Source organism: Mesorhizobium sp. M0227 (genome assembly GCF_040321855.1).
In the GTDB taxonomy this organism is placed as follows: Bacteria; Pseudomonadota; Alphaproteobacteria; order Rhizobiales; family Rhizobiaceae; genus Mesorhizobium.
In genome coordinates this window covers 55,256-66,364 of record NZ_JAMYSJ010000003.1, presented here as the reverse complement: position 1 = coordinate 66,364, position 11,109 = coordinate 55,256, and the positions used below count along the sequence as shown (strand labels likewise).

Genomic DNA, 11,109 nt, shown 5'->3' with positions numbered 1-11,109 from the left:
AAGCCGGCACAAGGAAAGCCTGCGGCGCGAACGCGGAAGCTGACCGATTGATCCAAGGCTCGCCGCAGCACCTTCCCTTGCGAGACCTGCACCCCCGCTGGATTCCGCCACGCACCACGATGTAAGCTCGGCCCGACAAGTCAGGGAGGGCGCGATGCTGCAGGCCATTCAGGATGCTCTCGGCGAGCGGTTTCGGTTGCAGCGTGCTGCCTTCGAGGCGCAGCCTTTCCCCAACTTTGGCATCCGCAAGGATCGCCTGAAACGCCTGTTGGCGTTGACCGAGCGGCATGAAGCCGACATCTGCACCGCCATCGACACCGACTTTGGCGGCCGTTCCGCGCATGAGACGCGTCTTGCGGAACTGTTCGTCGTGCGCGCCGGTATCCGCCACGCGCTGTCGCACCTCAGGGGCTGGATGCGCGAACGCCGCGTCGCCACCACTATGCCGTTCCTGCCGGGCAGAAATCGCCTCCTTCCGCAGCCACTGGGTGTCGTCGGCATCGTGTCGCCCTGGAATTATCCTTTCCAGCTCGCTGTCGCGCCGGTCACCGCGGCCCTTGCCGCCGGCAACCGCGTACTCATAAAACCTTCCGAACTGACGCCGACATTTTCAACGCTGCTGGCCAAACTCGTTGCCGAGCATTTCGCACCCGATGAGCTCAGCGTCATCAGCGGCGACGCGGAGATGGGAAAGGCCTTCGTGTCGATGCCTTTCGATCATTTGCTGTTCACCGGCTCGACCGCGGTCGGACGCCAGGTCGCGATAGCCGCGGCAGCCAACCTGACCCCGGTCACGCTCGAACTCGGCGGCAAGTCGCCGGCAATCTTCGATCCGTCATGCGACCTCGACGCGGCGGTATCCAGCATTGCCTACGGCAAGCTGTTGAATGCCGGGCAGACCTGCATCGCGCCGGATTATCTTCTGGTCCCGAAGGGGCGAGCAGACGCGGTCGCCGCGAAGCTCGCAACGGCGATCGCGAAGCTCTACCCAACCCTGCGCGACAACCCCGATTATACCGCCATCATCAGCGAGCGGCACCACCAGCGCCTGCGCGACATGATCACCGAGGCGCGTAATGCCGGCGCCGATGTCACCGAAATCAACCCGGCCGGCGAGGCATTCGGCGCGACAAACCGGAAATTGCCGCCGACCCTGGTCCGCAACGCCGGCGCAAACCTGCGGCTGATGCGCGAGGAGATTTTTGGGCCGGTACTGCCCATCGTCGAATATGCCGGGATCGACGAGGCGATAGCCCATGTGAACGGGGCGGACCGGCCGCTGGCGCTCTACTGGTTCGGGCGCGACAGCGGCAACCGTCAACGCATCCTGCATGAGACCGTCGCCGGCGGCGTCACCATCAACGACTGCATGCTGCATCTGGTGCAGGAGAACCAGCCGTTCGGCGGCGTCGGCGCCAGCGGCGTGGGCGCCTATCACGGCGAATGGGGCTTTCGCACCTTCAGCAAGGAGAAGCCGGTTTTCCTGCAGTCCCGGCTGAGCGCGGGAGCCTTGTTGCGCCCGCCCTACGGCAAGACGTTCGAGCGGCTCTTCAGCCTGCTCCGGCATATCACCTGACCGACGCAGTCACCGCCATCACGAACACCCGGCGCGTTAAGCCTATGTTCACCATCATGCGGCAGGTTCGCATCCTGCGGTCATGTCTTGAGTACCGCGGCGCCACAAGCGCCCAGGCAACAACCCGCGCCTCTTTTGAGGTGCGGGTCTTCCCTGGCTAGCCGAGGAAATCGGCCCGGTGCGGCGTGAAGCTGTCGACCAGCCGCCCTGCTTCCAGCGCCTTGACGCCGTGCACCAGACCGGACGGCACAATGAAGCTGCCGCCGGTCTCGATGGTTTCGGTCCTACCGTCGATGGTCACCTCGAAGCGGCCCTCGGCGACATAGCTAGCCTGGACGTGTGGGTGCGAATGCAGGGCGCCGACGCCACCCTTGTCGAAGCCGAATTCGACCAGCATCAACTCGTCGGTATGCAGGAGAACGCGTCGCCTGTTGCCGTCCGGGGTCGGCGTCCAGGCGCCCTCGCCGGCATGCGCGAAAATCTTTGTGGTCATCGTCGTCTCCTCATCGCGCAAGCCAGCCGCCATCCACCGGCACCACCGCTCCATGCATGTAGTTCGACGCCGGCGCCAGCAGGAACACGGCGGCATCGCCAATGTCGCCCGCTTCCCCCCAGCGACCGGCCGGGATCCGCGCCAGGATGGCGGCGCTGCGGTCGGGATCGGCGCGCAGCGCCTGCGTGTTGTTGGTCTCGATATAGCCCGGCGCGATGGCGTTGACGTTGATGCCTTTTTGCGCCCATTCGCAGGCGAGCAGCCGGGTGATGCCGAGCACGCCATGCTTCGAGGCCGTGTAAGACGCGACACGGATGCCGCCCTGAAAGCCCAGCACCGAGGCGATGTTGACGATCTTGCCTTTCCGCTCAGCGGCCAAGGCACGCCTTGCAAAGCTTTGGCAGAGCAAGAAAACCGTCTTCAGGTTGACGTCCATGACGTCGTCCCAATCGGCCTCTCTGAGATCGACGGCATCGGCGCGGCGGATGATGCCGGCATTGTTGACCAGCCCGTCGAGCGGACCGCTTTCGTCCCAGATCCGGTCGAGCAACAGGCCGGCGGCCGAAGTGTCGGCAAGGTCGGCGCTCACCGCTTCGAATTGCCCGCCCACCGCCGCAATCTTGTCTGCCGTATCGTCCATCGACGAGCGGCCGACGCCGACCACCGCGCCCCCGGCGCGTGCGACGCACACGGCGATGCCTTGGCCGATGCCAGTGTTGGCGCCGGTGACCAGGATACGTTTTCCGGTAAGGCTGAAGGGGTCGCTCACCGCAGATCCCCCAACGCCACCGGGTCGACATCGGTATAGTCGACATTGTCGCCGGCCATCGCCCAGATGAAAGCATAATTGGAAGTGCCGGCACCGGAGTGGATCGACCATCCCGGCGACAGCACCGCCTCCTCATTGCCCATGACGATATGGCGCGTCTCGTCAGGCTCGCCCATGAAATGGAAGACGCGCGCCGTCTCGGCCAGGTCGAAATAGAGATAGGCCTCCATGCGCCGGTCATGCACATGGCATGGCATGGTGTTCCACACCGATCCTGGAGCCAACTGAGTCATGCCGACCACCAGCTGGCAGGTCTTCACGCCCTCGGCATGGATGAACTGGAAGATCGAACGCTCGTTGCAGGTGTCCTTGCTGCCGAGATCGAGGCGCTTGGCGTCGCCGATGCGGATCAGCCGGCTGGGCCAGGCCTGATGCGCAGGCGCGCTGAGCAGATAGAATTTAGCCGGCGCGGTCTTGTCCACCGAGGCGAAGGACACGTCGGTGGTGCCCATGCCGAGATAGAGCATGTCGCGCGCCTGCAATTCGAAGGACTGGCCGCCGGCCGTGATGACGCCCGCGCCGCCGATGTTGACGGCGATCAGCTCGCGGCGGTCGAGAAAGTTCTTCGTGCCGGTCGGCTTGATCGCTTCCAGCGGCAGCGGTGCGCCAGTCGGCACGGCGCCACCAACGATCATGCGGTCGTAATGGGTGTAGGTCAGGCTGATGCGGCCGCGCTGGAACAGGCCGTCAATGTGGAAATTGTGACGCAGCTCATCGGTTCCCATCGCCGCGGCGGCGACCGGGTCGATGGCAAAGCGTGATGTACAGTCGATATGGCTCTGGCTCATTTTCGTCCTGACTTGAGATGGGTCATTTGCCGGCGGCGGCCTTGACCGAACTGGAATAAAAAGCCTGACGTGCATGCAGCCGCTCGCGGTAACGCTGCTGGCTGGCGGTGAGGTGTGCGCGCATCGCCTCGCGCGCGGCCTCGGCATCGCCAGAGGTAATGGCGTTGAGGATCACCAGGTGCTCGCGTTGCAGCCCGCGCTGGTAGCTGTCGGATTGCGCCAGTTCGGTCGACCAGGGCGAAGTCACGTCGCACGGGATGGCGCGCCGGCCGAGCACGTCGAGCATCTCGACATAGAAGGGGTTGCTGGTGGCGCTGGCGATGGCGCGATGGAAGGCGAGGTCGGCCGGACCGGTCGGCTCGCTGGCAAGCAGCAGCCGCTCGAATTCGAAGAAGGCTTCCTGGATCGCCGCCTCCTGCGCGGCGTTGCGACGGATGGCGGCGAGCCCGGCCGATTCGATCTCGATCGCCAGCCGCACTTCGAGCACGTTGAGTGCGATCGAATCCTTGCTGCCCATGTCGGCGGCCAGCGCGCCGAACATTGTCGAGATGTGCTCTGTGACGAAGACGCCGGCGCCCTGGCGCGGTTCGACCAGCCCGTCGGCGGCAAGCTTGGCCAGCGCCTCGCGGATGACGGTGCGGCTGACGCCGAAGGTTTCGGTCAGTTGGCCTTCGGTCGGTAATTTATGGCCGGGCAGGATCTCACCCGCCTGCAACTGCTTGCGGATCGTCGCGACCACGGTCTCCGACAGTTTGGGTTTTCTCTCGACCCTGAGGTCGGTTGCGGTGTCCGATGCCATGTCGCCCCTATTTGAAGACGCTCGGTAGCCAGAGCGAAATGGCCGGAATGTAAGTGACGAGCCCCAGTACCACGAGCCCGGCCCCATAGAACGGCCAGATCGAGCGCATCGCTTCCCAGACGGATATCTTGCCCACTGCGCACGCCACGAACTGCACAGCGCCCACCGGCGGCGTATTCAGCCCGATGCCGAAGTTGAGGATCATGATAACGCCAAAATGCACCGGGTCGACGCCGTAGGCTTGCGCCACGGGCAGGAAGATCGGCGTGCAGATGATAATCGTCGGCCCCATGTCCATGAAGGTGCCGAGGAACAGCATCAAGACGTTGAGCAGGAGAAGCACGACCAGCGGATCGTCCGAGATCGCGTTCATGGAGGCTATGAGCGCTGCCGGCACTTTCAGGAAGGCCATCAACCACGAGAACGCCGCCGCCATGCCGATAATGAGCAGCACCATGGCCGTGGTGCGCACGGCACCATGGGTGGCATGAACGAAACCTTCCCAAGTCATCTGCCGGTAAACGAAGACAGTAACGAGCAACGCATAGATGACCGCGACGCAGGAACTCTCGGTCGCCGTGAAAACGCCCGATCGTACGCCACCGAAGATGATCGCGATCAGCAGCAGGCCGGGCACCGCGACAGCGAAGAGATGCGCGACGGCGGTGAAGCCCGGAAACGGCTCGGTCGGATAGCCGCGGGAGCGCGCCACGAAATAGGCGGTGATCATCAGCGACAGGGCCAACAGCAGGCCCGGAATGATGCCGGCCGTGAACAGGTCGGCGATGGAGATCTTTCCACCTGCCGAGATCGAGTAGATGATCATGTTGTGCGACGGCGGCAGGAGCAGCGCGATCAGCGCCGCCATCGACGTGACGTTGACGGCGTAATCCGCTCCATATCCACGCGCCTTCATCTGCGGGATCATCAAGCCGCCGACCGCCGCTGCCTCGGCCACGGCGGAGCCCGAAATGCCGCCGAATAGTGTAGCGGTCGCAATGTTGACCTGCCCGAGGCCGCCGCGCAAATGGCCAACGAGCGAGCCGGCGAAGGCAACGATCTTGCTGGCGATGCCGCCGCGCACCATCAAGTCGCCGGCATAGATGAAGAAGGGAATGGCCAGCAGCGAAAAGACGCTCATGCCGGAATTCAGGCGCTGGAACACGATGAGCGGCGGCAGGCCCATGTAGAGGACGGTGGCAAAGCTTGCGACGCCGAGGCAGAAAGCGATCGGCGTGCCGATAAGCATCAGAAGGGTGAAGACGCCGAAGAGGATCCAGAGTTCCATGCCGTCAGACCTTCACGTTCGCCGTGTCGAGTTCGGTTGCGACTTCCGCCGGCGGCAGTTCATCGAGCACATCGTCGATCGGCGCACCGGAGAGACGAAGCACGATGCGCTCCAGCGTGAAGAGCGCGACGAGCACGCCTCCCGCGACCAGCGGGACGTAGTCCCAGCCCCCCGATATGCCGAGCGACGGCAAGGTAGCGCCCCAGGTCAATGCGACCAGTTGGCTGCCATACCAGATCATACCGATGCCGAAGGCGAGCGCGACGAGGTCCGAGATCATCCGCAGCCAACGCTTGCCGCCTTTGGGCAGCACGTAGAGCAGGACGTCGAAGCCGAGGTGATAGTTCTCGCGCACCCCGACGGCAGCGCCGAGGAAAATGAACCAGCTCATCAGCATCACCGAGCCCTGCTCGGTCCAGCTTGGCGAGCGGTTCAGGACATAACGACCGAACACCTGCCAGGCGACGAAGGCGGTCATCAGCACCAGCCCGATGCCTGCGACCCATAGCGCCGCTGTGCTGACGCGCGACATCATGCGGGCGACGCCGGACAGGGGCGGTCTGTGTGCTGGGCTGGAGGTCACCGGTTCTCTCCGCAAGGGGATGGCGGCGCGGAATGCCCGCGCCGCCGCTTGATCACTGCACGGCCTTGATGGCTTCGACCATGGCCTTCAGCTTGTCGTCCTTGACGTGCTTCTCGTAGACCGGACCCATGGCGTCGATGAAGGGCTGCTTGTCCGGCGTCGTGATCTGCGAACCGGCCGCTTCGACTTTGGCGCGCGATTCCTTGACCTTGGCGGTCCACAGCTCGCGCTGCCTGGCGACGCTCTCCTTGGCGGCCGCCTTGAAGATCGCCTGATCCTCCGGCGTCAGCTTGTCCCAGCTCGACTTCGCCATGACGAAGGCTTCCGGCACCATAGTGTGCTCGTCGAGCGAATAGAACTTGGCGACTTCCGCATGCTTGGCGGTGTCGTAGCTAGGAAAATTGTTTTCCGCGCCGTCAATGACCCCGGTCTCGATCGCCGAATACACCTCGCCATACGGCATCGGAGTCGCGTTGGCGCCGAGTGCCGCCACCATGTCGACGAAGATGTCGGACTGGATGACGCGGAACTTCATGCCGGACAGATCGGCTAATGAGTTGATCGGTTTCTTCGAATTGTAGAAGGAGCGCGCGCCACTGTCATAGAAGGCGAGCAGCACCAGCCCGACCTGTTCGAACGCCGCCGCGATCTGATCGCCGACCGCCCCGTCCATGACCTTGTGCATATGGTCTTCCGAGCGGAAGATATAGGGCAGCGAGGGCACAGTGGTTTCGGGAATGAGCCCGTTGAACGGCGCCATCGAGATGCGGTTGAGGTCGATCACGCCGGTGCGAACCTGCTCGATCGTGTCCTTTTCTTCGCCTAGCTGCGCGGAATGATAGAGCTCGACCGCATAGCGGCCGGCCGTACGCTCCTTTACAAGCTCGCCGAAATATTTGACTGCCTCGACCGTCGGATAGCCGTCCGGGTGGGTGTCGGACGAGCGCAGAACCGTCTGGGCGCTTGCCATTCCGGCCATCAGTGCGGCGGCGAGCAGCGCAGCTCCCGTCAGTCTTGAAAAATGCAACATGGTTTCCTCCCTTTGCATTGCGGGCGAGTTGCCCCTTCAGAGCCGATACGCCTTTTTCGCCAGCGTATAGGTCAGTTCCCGCGCCAGCTCATGCGCCTCGTCCTCGCGCAGCCTGTGCTCGGCGACGAGACGCGCCAGGAACGCGCAGTCGACCCGCCGCGCCACATCGTGACGTGCCGGGATCGATGGAAAGGCGCGGGTATCGTCATTGAAGCCGACGGTGTTGTAGAAGCCGGCCGTCTCGGTGGTCATCTCTCGGAACCGCTGCATGCCTTCCGGGCTGTCGTGGAACCACCAGGCCGGCCCGAGCTTCAGCGCCGGGTAGACGCCGGCCAGCGGCGCCAGCTCGCGCGCATAGCTGGTTTCGTCGAGCGTAAAGAGAATGACGGTGAGGTCGCGCTCCAGCCCGACGCAGTCGAGCAGCGGCTTCAGCGCCGTCACATAGTCGGTCCGGGTCGGGATATCGAAGCCCTTGTCGCGGCCGAATTTTTGGAAGATTGCGGGCGAATGGTTGCGCCAGGAGCCGGGATGGATCTGCAGGACCAGCCCATCGTCGAGGCTCATCTTGGCCATCTCGGTCAGCATCTGGGCGCGGAACAGTTTTCGCTCGCGCTCATCGTCGGAACCACGGCGAACCCGATTGAACAGCTCTTGCGCCGCCGCATCCGAAAGATTGGCGGTCTCGGCCGTCGGATGGCCATGATCTGACGAAGTCGCGCCGAAGCTTTTGAAGAAGGCGCGCCGCTGGCGATGCGCGTCGAGATATCCGGCCCAGCTGCCGGTGTCGCAGCCGGTGATCTCGCCGAGCCGATCGAGATTGGGTGAAAACCCCTCGAAATCAGGATCGACGACGGCATCCGGCCGGTAGGCGGTGACCACACGGCCCTGCCAGCCGCTGTCGCGGATCATCTGGTGCCATTTGAGATCGTCGAGCGCGCCTTCCGTGGTCGCGATGACCTCGATGTTGAAACGCTCGAACAGCGCGCGCGGGCGAAAATTCTCCCACTGCAGCAGCGTTGCAATCGTGTCGTAGTGGCGGTCGGCCGTCGCGGCGGTCAGCGGTTCGTCGATGCCGAACAGATCGGCAAGTACGTGGTCGAACCACAGCCGGGTCGGTGTGCCCCGAAACAGATAATAGTGCTCGGCAAAGCGCCGCCAGATCGTCCGGCCGTCGGTTTCGACAGGCGCGCCGTCCAGCGTCGCGACGCCGAGATCCTCGAGGCGGACGCCCTGGCTGAACAGCATGCGGAAGATGTAGTGATCCGGGACGATGAGCAGTTGCGCCGGATCCGGGAATGGCTCGTTCAGCGCATACCAGCGCGGATCGGTGTGGCCATGCGGGCTGACAAGGGGCAGGTCCTTGATCCCGGCATAGAGATCACGGGCAATCGCGCGCGAATGCGCCTCGGCGGGAAACAGCAGATCCGCATGGATCAGTGTCACGGTCATCCTCCCAAGGCCACTATCGGTAGGGGCGGCAAGAAATAATGTCAACATACAAAAATTCGATTGTTGTATGATGACTTTTCGACCCATTGTGTGGCAGGAAATCGAATGTTACGCCGCTTTGCCGATCCCTGCCGAGGCCACTCATGTCATCCGACCAGACCAGTCGCACCACGACGACCGAACGCCTTTCCACGAAGACGGTGCGCGCGCTGCCGGCATCGATCGCGACACCTGCGTATGATCGCAGCCGCGTCGTCCCGGGCATCGTGCACCTTGGTGTCGGCGCCTTCCACCGCGCCCATCAGGCAGCCTATGTCGACGATTGCCTGGCGGCAGGCGACGCGGATTGGGGCATAACAGGCGTTTCGCTGCGCAGCACCGACACGCGCGACGCTCTCACGCCGCAGGACGGGCTCTACACGCTGGCGATCAGAAGCAGTGGAACCGAAAGGCTTCAGGTCATCGGTTCGATCGGTGTGATGCTGGTGGCGCCGGAGGATCCCAGGGCGGTGCTGGTCGCGCTGACCGATCCGCGCACCCGCATCGTCACGCTGACGATCACTGAAAAGGCCTATCTGAGGGCGGCAGGCGGCGGATTGGACGCCGCACATCCCGATATCGCCCATGATCTGGCCAATCCCCGGATGCCGAAGACAGCGCATGGTTTTCTGACCGAGGCGCTTGCCCGGCGACGCGCCGCCGGCACGCCGCCCTTCACTGTCCTGTGTTGCGACAATTTGCCGGCCAACGGCGCCACGCTGCACCGGCTGTTGGTCGAATTCGCCCAGTTGCGAGATGCCGGGCTCGCGCAATCGAGCGATGTCGGAATTGCCGACCACATCGCACAACAAGTCGCGTTTCCCTCCAGCATGGTCGATCGCATCGTGCCCGCAACCACTGACGCCGATCGGGTGCGGATCGCTGAAGAACTCGGCGTCGAGGATGCCTGGCCCGTGATGACCGAGCCGTTTTGTCAGTGGGTGGTCGAAGATAAGTTCCCGACTGGCCGGCCCGCGTGGGAACAATTCGGCGTCACCATGGTTCGCGATGTCGGCCCGTTCGAGGACATGAAGCTCAGGCTGCTCAACGGCTCGCATTCGGCCATCGCCTATCTTGGCCTGCTCAGCGGTCATGCCACCGTCGACCGCGCCTTCGCCGACCCGGCGATCCGGCAATTCGTTGATGCATTGTGGGCCGAAGCCATCCCGACCCTGCCCGAGGATGCCGGATTGGACACGAGCGCCTATACTGCGGAGCTCGCGGAGCGTTTTTCCAACACTGCACTTGCCCATCGCACGGCGCAGATCGCCAATGACGGCAGCCAGAAACTGCCGCAGCGCATCGTCGCCTCCGCCATCGAATGCCTCGAAGCCGGTACTGAATTGGTCCATCTAACCCTGGTGGTGGCTGCCTGGATCGCCGCTTGCGCCGCGCGAGGAAAAACCTTGCCGGCGGGACATTTCACCGATCCGCTCGACGCGGCGCTGACGGCACTTTTGAGCGAGCAGCTGCCGGCCAACGAAACCGTGACCGCGGTGTTCGACCTGGCCGGCTTCACCAGGGACCATGCCGAGCGGCAGACGTTGATCGAACTCGTGGCTGTCCATCTCGTCCACCTGCGGCGCGATGGTCCGGTTCTGGCCTTCGCCGCGCTCGGCATACAGAGCGAGCAGGCCTGAGCTACGGCCTCGCGGTTATGATGTCGGCGGGACAGCGCCCCTAGGCGCGAAGGATCGCGACAGAACGCCCGTCCTGCGCGCTACCAATGGCATGAATTCCAGAGTCTGCGCTCAGGCCTTACGCCGGCAGGATGGCGCCTTCCAGCGTGGTGAGCTGGCTAAGGAACTGTTCCGCCTTGCTGCGAGCCTCGTCGTCCTTGGCATCAGTGGCGTCTTCCTTGGCTTCCTGGATGCGGCGCGCGAGATCGGCGCGGTCGACATCCTTCACCGCGACAGCCGATTCCGCCAGCAGCGTGCAGCCGGCCGGAACGATGTCGGCGAAGCCGCCGAACACCACATAGCGCTCTTCGCCGCCCGCCGCGGTCTTCACCGTGACGACGCCCGGCTTGATCGTGGTCATGACCGGAGCGTGATGCGCCATGACGGTCATCTCGCCTTCGGCGCCGGGAATGACGACGGATTCGACCTGCTCGGAAACGAGCAGACGCTCCGGCGAGACCAGTTCGAACTTGAAAGCTTCAGCCATGATCAATTTAGTGAGTAGGGAATAGGAACTAGGCAGTAGTAAGTGGCCCTAACCGGTCCACATTACGCA

11 protein-coding genes are annotated in these 11,109 nt (G+C 63.8%); 2 read left to right on the top strand and 9 right to left on the bottom strand.

What is annotated here, in order from left to right:
- The first annotated feature begins 154 nt into the window (after positions 1–154).
- Positions 155–1,576, top strand: coding sequence for a coniferyl aldehyde dehydrogenase (locus NKJ00_RS05860; RefSeq protein ID WP_352629129.1), 1,422 nt, complete (start codon positions 155–157; stop codon positions 1,574–1,576).
- Positions 1,577–1,733: 157 nt separating this feature from the next.
- Here the strand turns inward: NKJ00_RS05860 and NKJ00_RS05855 are convergent, their stop codons facing one another.
- The 8 genes from NKJ00_RS05855 to uxaC form a co-directional block, all read right to left on the bottom strand.
- Entirely contained in the window at positions 1,734–2,069 is a 336-nt protein-coding gene (locus NKJ00_RS05855) for a cupin domain-containing protein (RefSeq protein ID WP_023811768.1), read from the bottom strand.
- A 10-nt stretch (positions 2,070–2,079) separates the two neighbouring features.
- Positions 2,080–2,838 (bottom strand): 2-dehydro-3-deoxy-D-gluconate 5-dehydrogenase KduD, encoded by a 759-nt coding sequence (kduD, locus tag NKJ00_RS05850; protein ID WP_023811767.1) that lies wholly within the window; start codon positions 2,836–2,838, stop codon positions 2,080–2,082.
- Complete coding sequence (kduI, locus tag NKJ00_RS05845) at positions 2,835–3,686, bottom strand: 5-dehydro-4-deoxy-D-glucuronate isomerase (protein WP_128304057.1); 852 nt, start codon at positions 3,684–3,686, stop codon at positions 2,835–2,837. The genes kduD and kduI overlap by 4 nt, the downstream gene beginning before the upstream one ends.
- A 22-nt stretch (positions 3,687–3,708) precedes the next feature.
- The gene (locus tag NKJ00_RS05840; protein WP_128304058.1) at positions 3,709–4,485 is read right to left on the bottom strand and encodes a FadR/GntR family transcriptional regulator; all 777 of its coding nucleotides are present in this window, start codon (positions 4,483–4,485) and stop codon (positions 3,709–3,711) included.
- A gap of 7 nt (positions 4,486–4,492) precedes the next feature.
- Positions 4,493–5,773 (bottom strand): TRAP transporter large permease, encoded by a 1,281-nt coding sequence (locus NKJ00_RS05835; protein ID WP_127269374.1) that lies wholly within the window; start codon positions 5,771–5,773, stop codon positions 4,493–4,495.
- A gap of 4 nt (positions 5,774–5,777) precedes the next feature.
- Positions 5,778–6,308: a TRAP transporter small permease gene (locus NKJ00_RS05830; RefSeq protein WP_031213442.1), complete on the bottom strand. Its 531-nt coding sequence runs from the start codon at positions 6,306–6,308 to the stop codon at positions 5,778–5,780.
- A gap of 100 nt (positions 6,309–6,408) precedes the next feature.
- On the bottom strand, positions 6,409–7,386 hold the full coding sequence (locus tag NKJ00_RS05825) for a TRAP transporter substrate-binding protein (RefSeq protein ID WP_128304059.1): 978 nt from the start codon (positions 7,384–7,386) through the stop codon (positions 6,409–6,411).
- Between the two features lie 36 nt (positions 7,387–7,422).
- Positions 7,423–8,835 (bottom strand): glucuronate isomerase, encoded by a 1,413-nt coding sequence (gene uxaC / locus NKJ00_RS05820; protein WP_352629126.1) that lies wholly within the window; start codon positions 8,833–8,835, stop codon positions 7,423–7,425.
- Between the two features lie 143 nt (positions 8,836–8,978).
- Here uxaC and NKJ00_RS05815 point away from each other — a divergent pair, with 143 nt between their 5' ends.
- Positions 8,979–10,514: a mannitol dehydrogenase family protein gene (locus NKJ00_RS05815; protein ID WP_352629124.1), complete on the top strand. Its 1,536-nt coding sequence runs from the start codon at positions 8,979–8,981 to the stop codon at positions 10,512–10,514.
- A gap of 118 nt (positions 10,515–10,632) precedes the next feature.
- Here NKJ00_RS05815 and NKJ00_RS05810 read toward each other — a convergent pair whose 3' ends face one another.
- Positions 10,633–11,040: a F0F1 ATP synthase subunit epsilon gene (locus tag NKJ00_RS05810; RefSeq protein WP_013529039.1), complete on the bottom strand. Its 408-nt coding sequence runs from the start codon at positions 11,038–11,040 to the stop codon at positions 10,633–10,635.
- Positions 11,041–11,109: the final 69 nt, after the last annotated feature.